11 protein-coding genes are annotated in these 15,983 nt (G+C 64.5%); 5 read left to right on the top strand and 6 right to left on the bottom strand.

Translation table 11 applies throughout. The annotated features are described in order from the left end of the window. Positions 1-60: 60 nt before the first annotated feature. Positions 61-318 carry a hypothetical protein gene (locus G6P99_RS23995; protein WP_029081841.1) on the top strand — a complete coding sequence of 86 codons (258 nt, stop codon included), beginning with the start codon at positions 61-63 and terminating at the stop codon, positions 316-318. Positions 319-355: 37 nt separating this feature from the next. Here G6P99_RS23995 and G6P99_RS23990 read toward each other — a convergent pair whose 3' ends face one another. The 3 genes from G6P99_RS23990 to G6P99_RS23980 form a co-directional block, all read right to left on the bottom strand. Next, entirely contained in the window at positions 356-1,699 is a 1,344-nt protein-coding gene (locus G6P99_RS23990) for a PQQ-dependent sugar dehydrogenase (protein ID WP_029081842.1), read from the bottom strand. 138 nt (positions 1,700-1,837) lie between these two features. Further along, positions 1,838-3,331 (bottom strand): sensor histidine kinase, encoded by a 1,494-nt coding sequence (locus G6P99_RS23985; RefSeq protein ID WP_035977064.1) that lies wholly within the window; start codon positions 3,329-3,331, stop codon positions 1,838-1,840. A gap of 16 nt (positions 3,332-3,347) precedes the next feature. Then, positions 3,348-9,638 carry a HAMP domain-containing protein gene (locus G6P99_RS23980; protein WP_035977066.1) on the bottom strand — a complete coding sequence of 2,097 codons (6,291 nt, stop codon included), beginning with the start codon at positions 9,636-9,638 and terminating at the stop codon, positions 3,348-3,350. A 284-nt stretch (positions 9,639-9,922) separates the two neighbouring features. On the opposite strand from G6P99_RS23980, the gene G6P99_RS23975 reads away from it, so the two are divergent. Continuing rightward, positions 9,923-11,911: a hybrid sensor histidine kinase/response regulator gene (locus G6P99_RS23975; protein WP_165123589.1), complete on the top strand. Its 1,989-nt coding sequence runs from the start codon at positions 9,923-9,925 to the stop codon at positions 11,909-11,911. Positions 11,912-11,943: 32 nt separating this feature from the next. Here the strand turns inward: G6P99_RS23975 and G6P99_RS23970 are convergent, their stop codons facing one another. Both G6P99_RS23970 and G6P99_RS23965 read right to left on the bottom strand, forming a co-directional pair. Continuing rightward, on the bottom strand, positions 11,944-12,162 hold the full coding sequence (locus G6P99_RS23970; protein ID WP_029081845.1) for a hypothetical protein: 219 nt from the start codon (positions 12,160-12,162) through the stop codon (positions 11,944-11,946). 322 nt (positions 12,163-12,484) lie between these two features. Next, positions 12,485-12,613, bottom strand: a complete 129-nt coding sequence (locus tag G6P99_RS23965) for a hypothetical protein (RefSeq protein WP_256434667.1) — start codon at positions 12,611-12,613, stop codon at positions 12,485-12,487. Positions 12,614-12,674: 61 nt separating this feature from the next. Here G6P99_RS23965 and G6P99_RS23960 point away from each other — a divergent pair, with 61 nt between their 5' ends. Both G6P99_RS23960 and G6P99_RS23955 read left to right on the top strand, forming a co-directional pair. Further along, complete coding sequence (locus G6P99_RS23960) at positions 12,675-12,875, top strand: DUF3072 domain-containing protein (RefSeq protein ID WP_035977071.1); 201 nt, start codon at positions 12,675-12,677, stop codon at positions 12,873-12,875. Positions 12,876-12,993: 118 nt separating this feature from the next. Then, positions 12,994-13,248, top strand: coding sequence for a hypothetical protein (locus tag G6P99_RS23955; RefSeq protein WP_029081846.1), 255 nt, complete (start codon positions 12,994-12,996; stop codon positions 13,246-13,248). 173 nt (positions 13,249-13,421) lie between these two features. On the opposite strand, the gene G6P99_RS23950 is transcribed toward G6P99_RS23955, so the two are convergent. Next, positions 13,422-13,679: a hypothetical protein gene (locus tag G6P99_RS23950; RefSeq protein ID WP_029081847.1), complete on the bottom strand. Its 258-nt coding sequence runs from the start codon at positions 13,677-13,679 to the stop codon at positions 13,422-13,424. A 112-nt stretch (positions 13,680-13,791) separates the two neighbouring features. Here G6P99_RS23950 and G6P99_RS23945 point away from each other — a divergent pair, with 112 nt between their 5' ends. Further along, positions 13,792-15,861: an ATP-dependent helicase gene (locus tag G6P99_RS23945; protein ID WP_165123587.1), complete on the top strand. Its 2,070-nt coding sequence runs from the start codon at positions 13,792-13,794 to the stop codon at positions 15,859-15,861. Positions 15,862-15,983: the final 122 nt, after the last annotated feature.

Raw genomic sequence — 15,983 nt, 5'->3', positions numbered from 1 at the left:
TGACAGCCCCCACCCATCTCGCGCTACAATGTCGCAGCCGGTGCTACGGAGGGTGTGGTGATGCCGCGAAAGGGAATTACCGGACACGACGATTGGGTGGTCACGGAGGCCCTGGCCACGGCGCTGGTCGCGCTCGAGCAGCTGCCGTCGAAACATCAGCCGCGCGCGCATATGGAGGATGTCCGGAAAATCCTGACCTCGAGATGTGAAGCCGGCGCCGTCACGCTGCATCTTGCGCAGGCCAAGTGCCGGTTGTTTCCGGATACCGATCCGCTGACCATCTACGAGGAATACGGCCTCAAGGATGGACTGGGATAGCTGCCGGTGCCGCAGCGGCTGACTGACTATCGAACCGCTATTCGTGGCTAACGCGCCAGATCGTGCCGTTGCCGTCTTCCGAGACCAGCAGCGCGCCGTCACGCGCCACGGTCACCCCGACCGGTCGGCCCCAGACCTGATTGTCGCCGATGACAAAGCCTGTGACGAAATCCTCGTACTCGCCGGTCGGCACCCCGTCCTTCAGCCTGATGCGGATGACCTTGTAGCCGGTACGCTTCGACCGATTCCACGAACCGTGTTCGGCCGCAAAGGCATCGCCGCGATATTCAGGCGGAAAGCTGCTGCCGGTGTAGAAGGTCAAGCCGAGCGAGGCCGAGTGGGCCTGCAGCAGGACGTCGGGCACCGTCACCTTGTCCTTGAGGTCGGGTCGCGCGCCGGCATGCGCCGGGTCTTCATTGGCGCCGATGTAGTACCACGGCCAGCCATAGAACGCGCCCTCGCGGACCCGCGTTACATAGTCGGGAACGAGGTTATCGCCGCGGCCGTCGCGCTCGTTGGTCGAGCACCACGGCGTGCCGCTTCCGGGCTGGATAGCGAGGCCCACGCAGTTGCGGATTCCCGTGGCGAACAGCTTCTGGTTCTTGCCGTTAGGATCAAAGGCGAGCACCGCGGCGCGGTCGGTCTCGGCCCCCCAGGCCGCGCCAAGTGCGTGGTCGCGGCTCCAGGCCTCGATGCCATCCGGAGGCCGGCCAAGACCCTCGCCTGCGTTGCCGGCAGAGCCGACCGATACCAGCATCCGCTTGTCGTCGGGCGTGAACACGATGTCGCGCGTGAAATGGTCGTAGCCGTGCGGAAGATTTGCGACGATGGTCTCGGGCTTTCCCGACGCCTTGAGGTCACCGTTGCGGTAGGCAAAGCGCACGACGCTGTCGGTATTGGCGACATAGAGCCATTGCGGATTGTCGCCGCTTGGAAAGAACGCGATGCCAAACGGCCGGTTCAATCCGGTTGCGTAGACGTCATTGGTCGCAGGCTTGGTGGCGCCGTCGGCGCCGCGCAGGATACGAATGCGGCCGGAGCTGGTCTCCACGACAAAGATATCGCCATTGGGCGCAGTCCGGATGATCCGCGGCCCGTTCAGCCCGCTTGCAAACAACTCGATCTTGAACCCTCCCGGCACCTGCAGCACCGCCGAGGTGGGTCGCTGCACGACGCGCGACGAATTGCTGCTGGAGGCCGTTGCGCCCGGCCTGGGCAGGTCCTGCGGTGTGATCAGGCGCACCGTGCCGGGCTTGTCGCGCTGCCAGTCGCCAAAGGCCTCGGCACCTCTGAGCACGGGTTCGGCGCCCGATCGCGTGATGCTGATGGCTGCGAGGATAACGGCGGCAACGCTGACGCCGGCAAGATTGGCCTTACGCATAAGCTCCTCGCGCGATGTCCCTGTCAGTCGTGCTGCTCATAGCGCAATTCGACCGCCGGCCGCGTTCACAATGTCGTCGCATCAATGTCCGTTGGGGAGACGTCGTCACATCAATCGACGCGCGCTTCGCGAGTTGCGCTACACGGCTCTGGAAATGACCACAGGCTTGCGCTCGGCTGCCGACGGCTCGCGAAACGCCGGCGTCTCTCCAAGCGGCGGCTTGAGAGGAACCGTGAGCCGGCATATTAGGCCTTCGGCGCGCCAGTCGAAGTCGGCCCGTCCGCCGAGCTGGGTCTCGATGCTGGCGATCACGCTTCGCGTGCCGAAACCTTTCTGCTTCGGTTTGGTCACCAGCGGCCCGCCGGATTCCACCCAAGCCAGGATCAGCGTCTCGTCGTGCACTTCCCAGGTGATCGCGAGCCGGCCCGACAACACCGACAGGCTGCCGTATTTCGCGGAGTTGGTGACGAGCTCATGCAGCGCCAACGCCAGCGTCTGTGCGGTCGCGGGCTGCAACTGCACCTCGCCGCCGGCGATCTGGATCTGCCCGGCCTCGGAATAGGGCGCGATCTCCTCGGTCACTAGCCGGCGGACTTCGGCGCCCTGCCAGCTCGACAGCGACAACACAGTATGGACGCGCGCCAGCGCCGTGATGCGGCCCTCGACCGCCCGCACATAGGCGGTGACGTTCTGCGCGCGCGTCAGCCGCACGATCGATTGCGCCAGCGCGAGGGCGTTCTTGGCGCGATGGTCGACCTCGCGGGTCAGGAGGGTCTGCCGTTCCTCGGCCTTCTTGCGATCGGTGATGTCGACGGTGACGCCGCTGACCCGCACCACCCTGCCATTCCTGTCGCTGGTCGCCGCAGCCGTGCCGACACACCAGCGCACCTCGCCGTCCGGCCGCATGACGCGGAATTCGGCTTCATACGACGTCTGCCCGTCACCGAACCCGGCCCAGGCTTGCCGTAGTTCTTCGACATCGTCGGGGTGAAACAGCGCCTGGATATTGTCGGAGGTCAGCGCGAAGGATTTCGGGTCAACGCCGAAGATCTTGTATTGCCCCTCGTCCCACATCCAGTCGCCGTTGACCCAATCCCAGTCCCACGAGCCCATCTTGCCGGCGGCAATCGCCATGCTGCGGCGCGCCTCGCTTTCGACCAGCCGCGTGGTCGACTGCTCGAGCTCGGCGGTGCGCGCGCGCACACGGTCCTCGAGCTCGGAATTGAGGCGTTCGAGCTGGCGGGTCTTGCGGTAGAGCTCGGCGAACACGCGGATCTTCGCCCGCAGCACCTCGGGCACGACGGGCACCGGCACGTAATCGACCGCGCCCATCTCGTAGCCGCGCAGCCGGTCGATATCGCTGACCTGGATCGCCGAGATGAAGATCATCGCGGTCTTCTGGAAACGCGGATGCTCGCGGATCATCGCTGCGAGCTCGAAGCCGTCGAGCTCGGGCATGCAGACGTCGACCAGGATGACCGCGACTTCGTTCTTGAGCAGGAATTCGAGCGCTTCGCGGCCCGACGATGCGGCGACAAGCGTTTCGCCGAGCTCCTTCAGGATCACCTCATAAGCCAGCAGCTTGGCCGGCTGGTCATCGACCAGAAGGATGTTTACCTTTTCATGGTCCATCATATTCGATCGCCGATCAGCGGTGCAGCCACATGCGGATCGCCAGCAGCAGTTGCTCGGTGTTGACGGGTTTCGCCAGATAGTCGGACGCGCCTGCCTCCAGGCATTTCTCGCGGTCGCCCTTCATCGCCTTCGCGGTCAGCGCAATGATCGGCAACCGCAAAAAGGCGGGATTTTGCCTGATAGCGCCGATGGTCTGGTAACCGTCCATCTGCGGCATCATGATGTCCATCAGCACGATCGCGATCTTCGGGTTGGATTCGACCAGCGAGATCGCCTCATGACCCGTTGTCGCGGTCAACACCTTCATACCGCGCCGTTCCAGCACGCTCGACAGCGCGAAGATGTTGCGGGCGTCGTCGTCGACCAGCAGCGCCGTCTTGCCAATCAGATCCTCATCGGAACTGTTGAGCTTCTCCAGCATTCTCTGTTTTTCGACGGGCAATTCCGTGATCACACGGTGCAGGAACAGTGACGTTTCATCGAGCAGCCGTTCCGGCGATTCCACACCCTTGACGACGATGCTGCGCGCCATCGTGTGCAGTTCCGCGTCTTCCTCGGCCGAAAGTTCCCGGCCCGTAAACACGACAACGGGAATATTGGAGAGCATTTCGTCCTGGCGGATCTGATCCAGCACCTCGAAACCGCTCATGTCGGGCAGCCGTAGATCGAGCACGACGCAGTCGCACGGATTTTCGCGCAGCGTCGAGAGCGCCCCTGCCCCGGTGCCGCTGGTCACGATCTCGATATCCTCGTGCCCGAGCAGCTCGGTGATGCTGAGCTGTTCCGCCGCATTATCCTCCACGATCAGCAGGCGCTTGCGGCGGGGTCTCGCGTATTCCTTGATCTGCGACAGCGCTGCGCTGACGCCTTCGGTCGTGGTCGGCTTGTTGACGAAGGAGAAGGCGCCGCGGGCCAGCGCGTGTTGCCGGTCCTCGTCGAGCGTAATGATCTGGACCGGAATGTGACGGGTCAGTGGATTGTGCTTGAGCTGGCTCAGCACGGTCCAGCCCAGCATGTCCGGCAGGAAGACGTCGAGCGAGACCGCGCTCGGCTGGAACTGCTTGGCGAGATCGAGCGCCTCGGCGCCGCGGGCTGCGACCAGAACCTTGAAGCCCTTGTCGCGCGCCAGATCGATCAGGACGCGCGCGTAATGCGGATCGTCCTCGACGATCAAAAGGATGGTGTCGCCGGGCTCGAGATTGAGCCGGTCATCCGGAAGCTGCTCGATCACACGCTCCTGCGTGCCCGCTGCCTGCAGCGACGGTGCCGTGGTGTGCGGCATCTGTAGCGGCTGAGCCTGCGGGCGCAGCCCGGCCGACGGTCCGGCATATTTGAGCGGCAGATAGAGCGTGAAGGTCGAGCCCTTGCCTGGTGCGCTGCGCAGATGGATCTCGCCGCCAAGCAGGCCCGCCAGCTCGCGGCTGATGGCAAGGCCAAGACCGGTGCCGCCATATTTGCGGCTGGTGCCGGCGTCGGCCTGCTGGAACGCCTCGAAGATCAGCTTCTGCTTCTCCTGGGGAATGCCGATGCCGGTATCCGACACCTCGAACGCAACGACGGCGGGCGCCGCGTTGAGGATCGGATGCTCGGCGCTCCAGCCGCCGAGCGCGGCCGACACCGTCAGGCTGACACCGCCCTCCGCGGTGAACTTGAACGCGTTCGAGAGCAGGTTCTTCAGCACCTGCTGCAGCCGCTTGGAGTCGGTGACCATGCTGCGCGCAAGATTGGCGTCGACATCGATGCTGAAGGCGAGATGCCGGTTCTCCGCCTCGTGCCGGAACGGCCGTCCTACCGTCTCAAGCAGGCTCGACGTCAGAATTTCCTCGGCATCGACTGTCACCGTGCCGGACTCGATCTTGGAGAGATCGAGGATGTCGCTGATCAGGTTCAACAGGTCGGTGCCGGCACCATGAATGGTGCGGGCGAACTCGACCTGCTTGCCGGTCAGATTGCCGTCTGGATTCTCGGTGAGTTGCTGGCCAAGGATCAGGATCGAGTTCAGCGGCGTCCGCAGCTCGTGCGACATGTTGGCGAGGAATTCGGACTTGTACTTCGAGGTCAGCGACAGCTCGGTCGCCTTCTCTTCCAGCGCGCGCCGCGCCTGCTCGATTTCCTGGTTCTTGCGCTCGACGTCGACGTTGCGCTCGGCGAGCTGCTGGGCCTTCTGCTCGAGCTGATCGTTGGTCTGCTGCAATTCCTTCTGCTGGGTCTGCAGCTCGCCGGCGAGCTGTTGCGACTGCTTGAGCAGCGCCTCGGTCTGCATCGTCGCCTCGATGCTGTTGAGCACGATGCCGATGCTGTCGGTGAGCTGTTCGAGGAAGGTGATCTGCGACGTCGTGAACGAGGAGATCGAGGACAGCTCGATCACCGCCTTGACCTGGTTCTCGAACAGCACCGGGAACACGACGAGGTTCTTCGGCATGACCCGCATCAACGCCGAATTGATCGGCACCGCATCGCCGGGAATATCGGAGACAAAGCGCTGCCGCTTGTCGAGCGCGCACTGACCGATCAATCCCTCGCCGAACTGGACGATTTGCGGATGCGGGTTGCTGCTGTCGCTGGCATAGGCCGACAACAGCCGCAGCTGCGCATTCTCGGGATTGTCGACCTGGTAGATCACGCCCATATGCGCGTTGATCAGCGGCGCCAGCTCCGTCAGCAGCAGACGGCCGACGGTCGCAAGATCGCGCTGGCCCTGCAGCATGTTGGTGAAGCGCGCCAGATTGGTCTTCAGCCAGTCCTGCTCGGTGTTGCGCTCCGTGGTGAGACGGAGGTTGCCGATCATCGTGTTGATGTTGTCCTTGAGCTCGGCGACCTCGCCGCGTACGTCGACCTGGATCGAGCGCGTCAAGTCGCCCTTGGTCACGGCGGTCGCTACTTCCGCGATCGCGCGCACCTGGGAGGTCAGGTTCGCCGCCAGCAGGTTGACGTTGCCGGTCAGATCCTTCCAGGTGCCGGCGGTGCCGGGCACGTTGGCCTGACCGCCGAGCCGTCCCTCGACGCCGACCTCGCGCGCCACGCTGGTGACCTGCTCGGCGAAGGTCGCGAGCGTCTCGGTCATGTTGTTGATGGTGTCGGCGAGCGCGGCCACCTCGCCCTTCGACTTCACCGTCAGGTTCTGCTTCAGGTCGCCGTTGGCGACCGCGGTCACCACCTTGACGATGCCGCGCACCTGCTCGGTCAGGTTCGCCGCCATGACGTTGACGGTGTCGGTGAGATCCTTCCAGGTGCCGGCGACGCCGCGCACCTCGGCCTGGCCGCCGAGCTTGCCCTCGGTGCCGACTTCGCGCGCCACGCGTGTCACCTCGCCGGCGAAGGCGTTGAGCTGGTCGACCATCGTGTTGATGGTGTTCTTCAGCTCGAGGATCTCGCCCTTCACGTCGACCGTGATCTTGCGCGACAGGTCGCCGCGCGCCACAGCGGTGGTCACCTCGGCGATGTTGCGGACCTGCGTGGTCAGGTTCGCGGCCAGCAGGTTGACGTTGTCGGTGAGGTCCTTCCAGGTGCCGCCGACGCCGGGCACCACGGCCTGGCCGCCCAGCCGTCCCTCGGTGCCGACCTCGCGCGCCACGCGCGTCACTTCGGCGGCGAAGGAGCGCAGCTGCTCGACCATCGTGTTCAGGGTGTCCTTGAGCAGCAGGATCTCGCCGCGCACGTCCACCGTGATCTTCTTCGACAGGTCGCCGCCGGCAATCGCGGTCGCGACCTCGGCGATGTTGCGGACCTGCGCGGTCAGGTTCGACGCCATGAAGTTGACGTTGTCGGTCAGGTCCTTCCAGGTGCCGGCGACGCCGGGCACTTCAGCCTGGCCGCCGAGCTTGCCCTCGGTGCCGACTTCGCGCGCCACGCGCGTCACTTCGCCGGCGAAGGCGTTGAGCTGGTCGACCATCGTGTTGATGGTGTTCTTCAGCTCGAGGATTTCGCCCTTCACGTCGACCGTGATCTTGCGTGACAGGTCGCCGCGCGCCACGGCGGTCGTCACTTCCGCGATGTTGCGGACTTGCGCCGTGAGATTGCCGGCCATCGAGTTGACGCTGTCGGTCAGATCCTTCCAGGTACCGGCGACGCCGGGCACGTTGGCCTGGCCGCCAAGGCTGCCGTCGGTGCCGACCTCGCGCGCCACGCGCGTCACCTCGCCCGCGAAGCGGTTGAGCTGGTCGACCATCGTGTTCAGCGTTTCCTTCAGCTGAAGAATCTCGCCGCGCACGTCGACCGTGATCTTGCGCGACAGGTCGCCGCCGGCGATCGCGGTCGCGACCTCGGCGATGTTGCGGACCTGTGCCGTGAGGTTACCGGCCATCGAGTTGACGCTGTCGGTCAGATCCTTCCAGGTGCCGGCGACGCCGGGCACTTCGGCCTGGCCGCCGAGCTTGCCGTCAGTGCCGACCTCGCGCGCCACGCGCGTCACTTCGCCGGCGAAGGCGTTGAGCTGGTCGACCATGGTGTTGAGCGTTTCCTTCAGCTGAAGGATTTCGCCCGACACGTTCACCGTGATCTTCTTAGACAGGTCGCCCTTCGCGACCGCGGTCGCAACCTCCGCGATGTTGCGGACCTGCGCGGTCAGGTTCGAGGCCATCGAGTTGACACTGTCGGTCAGATCCTTCCAGGTGCCAGCAACGCCGCGCACCTCGGCCTGGCCGCCGAGCTTGCCTTCGGTGCCGACCTCGCGCGCCACGCGCGTCACTTCGCCGGCGAAGGCGTTGAGCTGGTCCACCATCGTGTTGATGGTGTCCTTCAGCTCGAGGATTTCGCCGCGCACGTCCACCGTGATCTTCTTCGACAGGTCGCCATTGGCGACCGCGGTGGTGACGCCGGCGATGTTGCGTACCTGCGCGGTCAAGTTCGACGCCATGAAGTTGACGTTGTCGGTCAGGTCCTTCCAGGTGCCGGCGACGCCGAGCACGTTGGCCTGGCCGCCGAGCTTGCCTTCGGTACCGACCTCGCGCGCCACGCGCGTCACTTCCGACGCGAAGGCGTTGAGCTGGTCGACCATTGTGTTGAGGGTTTCCTTCAGCTGAAGGATCTCGCCCGACACGTTCACCGTGATCTTCTTCGACAGGTCGCCGCCGGCGATCGCGGTCGCGACGTCGGCGATGTTGCGGACCTGCGCGGTCAGGTTCGACGCCATGAAGTTGACGTTGTCGGTCAGGTCCTTCCAGGTGCCGGCGACGCCGGGCACCTGCGCCTGGCCGCCGAGCTTGCCTTCGGTGCCGACCTCGCGCGCCACGCGCGTCACTTCCGAGGCGAACGAGTTGAGCTGGTCCACCATCGTGTTGATGGTGTCCTTCAGCTCGAGGATCTCGCCGCTGACGTCGACCGTGATCTTGCGTGACAGGTCGCCGCGCGCCACCGCCGTGGTCACGTTGGCGATGTTGCGGACCTGGGCGGTCAGGTTGCCGCACATCGCGTTCACCGAGTCGGTCAAATCCTTCCAGGTGCCGGCGACGCCGGGCACGATGGCCTGGCCGCCGAGCTTGCCGTCGGTGCCGACCTCGCGCGCCACGCGCGTCACTTCCGAGGCAAACGAGCGGAGCTGATCGACCATCGTGTTGATGGCTTCCTTCAGCTGCAGGATCTCGCCGCGGACGTCGACCGTGATCTTCTTGGACAGGTCGCCATTGGCGACCGCGATCGTCACCTCGGCGATGTTGCGGACCTGGCCGGTCAAATTGTTGGCCATCGAGTTGACGCTCTCGGTCAGGTCCTTCCAGACGCCGGTCACTTCCGGCACCTGGGCCTGGCCGCCGAGCTTGCCCTCGGTGCCGACTTCGCGGGCCACGCGCGTGACCTCCGAGGTGAATACCGAGAGTTGCTTGATCATCGTGTTGACGATGTTCGCCGACTGCAGGAATTCGCCGCGCAGCGGCCTGCCCTCGACGTCGAGCTGCACGGTCTGCAGCAGGTCGCCCTGCGCCACCGCGGCGACCGCCCGCGTGACCTCGCGGGTCGGCCACAAGAGATCGTCGATCAGCGTATTGACCGAGCTTTCCATATCGGCCCAGGCGCCGCTGGCGAGGCCGAAATTGACGCGCTGGCGGGTCTGCCCCTCGCGGCCCACGACCTGTCCGACGCGCGCCAATTGCTGCGCCATGCGCTCGTTCGCCGCGGCGATTTCGTTGAAGGCGTCGGCGATCTTGCCGTCGATCCCGAGATAGTCGCCACGCATCCGAACCGAGAAGTCGCCGCCGCGCATCGCCTGCAGGGATTGCAGCAGGTCGTGCGAGGAATCGAGGCTTCCGTTGGATGATTGGGCGCGGCGGGTATCGGCACGGGGACGAGGCGGCGAACCGAGATCGGTCATGGAATTTCCCCTACGCGCTGGCCCCCTGTCGAGAGACTCGGAAAAGCCAGTGTGACCATAAGAATGACTGCCCGTGTTCAATTCAAGCGGGAAAACGCCAAAACCGCCATTTGTGACGCAAAGCGAGTAGCTTAATCGCTAATGGAACCTAAAGTTCCAACGCGGATTGGAACTTCTTCGCAAAGCGGCGTAAGCCGTTCGTATTGCCTGGTCCTCACGGTCGCATGTGATCGCATTGGAACATTCGCCTCTCCGAAACGTTCCGGCCGATGGCAGGATTTGTGATGGTTAAGAAATCGGATCGACTCAAGCGCGGCATTTTCGACAGCGAGCGCGACGTTCGGCTGTTAGCCGGAGGCGTGATCGACTACGCGATCTGCATGCTCGCTCCCGATGGACGGGTGACCAACTGGAATAAGGGCGCCGCGCGCATCACGGGCTATTCGGCCAAAGCCATCCTCGGCAAGCACTTCTCGGTCCTCTATCCCGCTGAGGATCGCGCATGCGGCCTTCCCGCCAAGGCCCTGCAGATGGCGCGGACGGAAAAGCATGCCGCGGCGGAGGGCTGGTGCGTTCGCAAGGACGGATCGCAATTCCACGCCTCTGTCGTCATCGACCCGATTTACGAGAAGCGCAAGCTGGTCGGCTACGCCATGGTCACCCGCGACATCACCGAGCGGCAGCAAGCGCGCGCGGATCTCGATGCCAGCGAAAGCCAGTTCCGCCTGCTGGTGAGCAACGTCACCGACTACGCCCTGTACATGCTGACGCCGGCCGGCATCGTCGCCAACTGGAACGCCGGCGGCGAGCGCATCAAGGGCTATTCGCCAGACGAGATCATCGGCAAGAGCTTCTCGCGGTTCTATACGCCGGCCGACCAGGCGGCGGGCAAGCCGGCCCGCGCGCTCAAGATCGCGGAAGACACCGGGCACTACGAGGAGGATGGCTGGCGGGTCCGCAAGGACGGCTCGTTCTTCTGGGCCAGCGTCGTGATCGATCCGATCCGCGACAGCGACGGCAGCCTGGTCGGCTTTGCCAAGATCACACGGGACATTTCCGAGCGGCGTGAGGCGCAACAGAAGCTCGAACTGGTGCAGCGCCAGCTGGCGGAGTCGCAGAAGATGGATGCGCTCGGTCAATTGACCGGCGGCGTCGCGCACGATTTCAACAACCTGCTGATGATCATTTCGGGCAATCTGCACCGGATCAAGCGCGAGGTGACGAGCGAGCGCGGCCAGCTCGCGCTCAGCGCGATCGACACCGCCTCCGAGCGTGCCGCCTCCCTGACCAGCCAGCTGCTCACCTTCGCGCGCCGTCAGAGCGTCAATCCGCAGACCGTCGACGTCGCCGACAGGATCGCCGCGGTGCGCGAGGTCCTGAGCAGCGCGCTCGGCGGCGCGATCAAGCTGAACATGGAGATCCAGGCGGATCTCTGGACGGTGTTCGTCGACCCGAACGAGTTTGAGACCGCGCTGATCAACCTTGTGGTCAATGCACGGGACGCGATGGCTAATGGCGGTACGCTGACCGTTTCGGCCCGCAACGTACCCGAGACCGTCGAGGTCGCCGTCAGCGTGGCCGATACCGGCGAAGGCATTCCCGGGGACGTGCTGAGCAAGGTCTTCGACCCGTTCTTCACCACCAAGCCGGTCGGCAAAGGGACCGGCCTCGGACTGTCCCAGGTCCACGGTTTTGCGCACCAGGCCGACGGCCGGGTCGAGATCGCAAGCACGCTCGGCAAGGGCACGACGGTCAGCATCTACCTGCCCCGCGGGACCGCTGCCGCAAAGCGTACGACCGCGGACCACAGCGTGCGCGGCTCCGCAATCGTCCTGCTGATCGAGGACAATCCCGCTGTCGCCGATGCGAGCACGGGCCTCCTCGAACAGCTCGGCTACACCGTGCGCTGGGCGTCGAACGCAGAAGCTGCCCTATCGGAAATCGACGCCAACGGGGTCGATGTGGTGTTCAGCGACATCGTGATGCCCGGCAGGATGGATGGGCTGAAGCTGGCGCGCGCGATCCGGGACAGGAAGCCCGAGCTGCCGATCCTGCTGACGACCGGTTACAGCAAGAGTGCACGCGACGTGAGGTCCGACTTTCCCGTCCTGCGCAAGCCGTACCGCATCCATGATCTCAGCCGCGAACTCTCGAAACTGACCGGACAAGGCTCGGGCGGCGTCATGGGCAACCCGTCCGCAGGCGCTGTGGAGGAGTTCGATTCCGCCGCGCGGGACGTTGCGCTCAGACCAAAGGCAAAAGCGCACTCCTAGTTCGAAAATCCAATAGCTCAAAAAACCAAGGGCTAGCGTTCTGCCGGCCAGCTTCGCCGCACCAATTGCACCCGCTCGATGCGGCTGCACTGCTCGCAGCGGTACTGGAGAATATCCCTGCCCTCGGTGCCCGGGTGGCTGCTCTCAAGCCGCATCGTCCTGATGCAGCTGATACAGGAAATCAGCGTCAGCAACGGGCTGCGATCGTCATTCATCGATGCCCGCGGTGGCGCGGTCGGATCGGCGATCATGGCGCTGGACGATGCTATGGAATTGGCTCTCACCACAAGAAAATGCCCATCCGTGGCTCCGGTTCCCGCCTCGAAACCAGATTTGGGCTCAAGCCGGTCTGAGGCGCGCCCTCCAGCTCGGGCAGGTCGATCAAACCTTCGCGTTGCTGTGGGCCGGCTTGGGCGTGCCCTTCTTCGAGTTGACGGGGGTCGGCTTGACTGGTCGCAACAGGGCGGTCCGCAAAGCTTCGGCTCAGCCGCTCCCGCACTGTCGGGAGGCGGTCGCCGCCGCCGGAGGCTTTCCATCGACCAATGAGCTCAGCCACTTCGGCCCGCATCGCCATCAGCCGGCATGACGCCTCGCTGCAATCGAGGTCGCGGTGATCTGATCCCGGATCGACGCCTCGATCAGGGTCATTTCAGCCCGCAAGGTGCTGATCCTCCGACGAATTTCATTGATCTTGTTGTCCATGGCTTGTTAGAACAAAAATAGAACATACTGTCAAGTCACGATCCAGCAAACGAGGTAGGCAATGAGCATGGCAGCGGTAAGGTTTGGCGGGGTTGCGGAGCGCCTTGGCGGGCTGATGACCCGTGCCCAGGCGCTGCGGCTGAGGAACCTTGCCGAGGAGGCGTATCAGCCGAACCAGTACGCGCGCGACCTGACGTCCGAGGAAGCCGAACGGCGCATCGATGCCCTCAGGGCCGAGATCGCGCTGGCGGACTCTTTCTGAGCTGCCCATCCCGACCGGGCCGGACACCCCCTTAAGGCTTTGATATAGCGGCGCAGCTAGTTCTGTTTCTGTCGTTGCTGCTTTGTCTTTATCGCTGCTTTGCTTGGGGGAGCCTTACGTGCTGGAGCTGGAGAAGCGATCGCCACTAGCGTTCCCGATCGCGCTGAAAAACGGGCGAACGCTCGCGACCGTCGGCGACGCCGCGGACTATTTGTCGACGCTGAATATCGATCAGCGCGAGCGGGGTTACTGGAAGACGGCGATCATGATGTTCAACAACGCCATGCGCGAACCGGGCTATCTGAAGATCGCGACCATGAACCTGCGGTCCGCCCTGGTGTATGACCGCCTCGTCGACGACGTCGGCCCCTGATTGTGGTGCGGCGGCTACAGCCGAATCGGCGGTGGTCTCGTAAGTCGCTGTTCGTTATGGCCGCAAACAAGGTAACGGCGGTACACGCGACGGCCGGATGCGGATTGCGCTACGGCCGCTAATCTAGGGCCGCCTCGGAAGGCCAAAGGAAGGCCAAGGCGGCCCATTTTCTTTCAAAGCAATTTTGCGCGGACGAACAGCGTCCGCAACGCGTTGGTTGCTTGCACCGTCAGCATGGCGTTCCCGGCCGCCCTCTCCAGCGCAACCAAAGCCTCGTCATGCAGCGAGCGGAATTCCATCCATTCGACGGCGCTGAGATTGCTGATGAAGCGGTAGGCCTGACCGACGGTCGCAAGCGTCACCGTCTCGCCGTTCAGCCGCACCTTGAACGTCGCCTTCAGCGGCGTGTCGGATTTGGATACGTCACCCATGGCGCGGTTGTGCGCCGCGCCGCGTTAATGTCAATCTAATTTCTCTGCATCCGCCCCGGTGCATCGGCTCCACTGAATCGCAATGTCTGTTAGCGTTTTGTGGGGGTGATTCGTGCCTGAACTTGCCAACACAGCCTATCTCGATGCGCTCAATTCCGAGCAGCGCCGTGCGGTCGAGCACGGGGTCGGCAAGGATTGCATCGTCGGCGCCCCGCTGCTGGTGATCGCGGGCGCGGGCTCCGGCAAGACCAACACGCTCGCCCATCGCGTCGCGCATCTGATCGTCGCGGGCGCCGATCCCCGCCGCATCCTGCTGATGACCTTTTCGCGGCGCGCCGCCTCAGAGATGGCCGGCCGCGTCGAGCGCATCGCTCGGCGCGTGCTCGGCGATCGCGCCTCCATCATGACCGATGCGCTAAGCTGGGCCGGCACGTTCCACGGCATCGGCGCGCGGCTGCTGCGGGAATTCGCCGAACGCATCGCCCTCGAGCCGGCCTTCACGATCCATGATCGTGAGGACTCCGCCGATTTGATGAACCTGGTCCGCCACGACCTCGGTTTCTCCCGCACCGAAGGCCGGTTTCCCACCAAGGGTACCTGCCTTGCGATCTATTCGCGCTGCTTGAACGCAGAGATGCCGATCGAGACCGTGCTCGGTCAGTTCTTCCCCTGGTGCGCAGGCTGGGCCAGCGAATTGAAGCAGTTGTTCGCGGCCTATGTCGAAGCCAAGCAACGGCAGAACGTGCTCGATTACGATGACCTCCTGCTCTATTGGGCGCAGATGGTGACGGACACGGCGCTGGCCGAGGAGATCGGCGGCCGCTTCGACCATGTGATGGTCGACGAATATCAGGACACCAACCGCCTGCAGTCCTCCATCCTGCTTGCGCTCAAGCCTGGGGGGCACGGGCTCACCGTGGTTGGCGACGATGCGCAGTCGATCTATTCGTTCCGTGCCGCCACCGTGCGCAACATCCTCGACTTCCCGTCGCAGTTCAGCCCGGCTGCCGAGATCGTCACGCTCGACCGCAACTATCGCTCGACGCAGCCGATCCTGTCGGCCGCCAATGGCGTGATCTCGCTCGCCAAGGAACGCTTCACCAAGAACCTGTGGACCGACCGCACCTCGACCCGCAAGCCGCTGCTCGTCACGATCCGCGACGAGGCCGATCAGGCGCGCTACATCGTCGAGCAGGTGCTGGCCAACCGCGAAGAAGGCGCGCTGCTCAAGCACCAGGCGGTGTTGTTCCGTACCTCCTCGCATAGCGGACCGCTGGAGGTCGAGCTGACCCGCCGCAATATTCCGTTCGTGAAATTCGGCGGCCTCAAATTCCTCGACGCAGCGCATGTCAAGGACATGCTGGCGCTGCTGCGCTTCACCGCCAATCCGCGCGACCGGGTCGCTGGCTTTCGGATCCTGCATCTGTTGCCCGGCGTCGGGCCGGCCTCGGCGCAGCGCGTGCTCGACCGCATGGCCGAGGCCGCCGATCCGATCGCAGCGCTCGCAGCACTGCCCGCCCCGCCCCGCGCCGGTGCCGACTGGCGGCTGTTCGTCGAGGCCATCGAGAACCTCCGCTATTCGGAATGGCCTGTTGACATCGAACGCGCGCGCCACTGGTACGAGCCGCATCTCGACCGCATCCACGAGGACAGCGAGGTCCGCCGCGCCGACCTCATCCAGCTAGAGCAGATCGCCGCCGGCTATCCGTCACGCGAACGCTTCCTCACCGAACTCACACTCGATCCGCCGGACGCAACCAGCGACCAGGCCGGCGTGCCGCTGCTCGACGAGGATTACCTGATCCTGTCGACGATCCACTCCGCCAAGGGGCAGGAATGGAAGTCGGTCTACGTGCTCAATGTCGTCGATGGCTGCATGCCCTCCGATCTCGGCGCCGGCACATCGGCGGAACTCGAGGAGGAGCGCCGCCTGCTCTATGTCGCCATGACCCGCGCCAAGGACGATCTGCACCTGTTGGTGCCGCAGCGCTTTTTCGTCCACGGCCAGGCTGCCAAGGGCGACCGCCACATGTACGCCTCGCGCACCCGTTTCATCCCGGAACGGCTGCTGCCGATGTTCGAGCGGACCACCTGGCCGCGCGCCGCCGCCGCGCAGACCGCGTCCGCCAGCCGCGCGCCGCCGATCGACATCGGAGCCCGGATGCGCGGCATGTGGCGCTGACGCCGGTTGCGAAAGATTTTTCAGACGGCCTGGAACGAAGCCGCCGGCCTCGCGTTGAAGCCGCGTTCGTAATCGGCAAGCGACCATCCCCGACGGCTTCGGCGCGGAGTTTCGCGCTGGAG

Source organism: Bradyrhizobium sp. 6(2017) (assembly GCF_011058295.2).
Classification (GTDB): Bacteria; Pseudomonadota; Alphaproteobacteria; order Rhizobiales; family Xanthobacteraceae; genus Bradyrhizobium; species Bradyrhizobium septentrionale.
The sequence above is the reverse complement of the archived record's forward strand: the minus strand, read 5'-3'. Positions and strand labels throughout refer to the sequence as shown.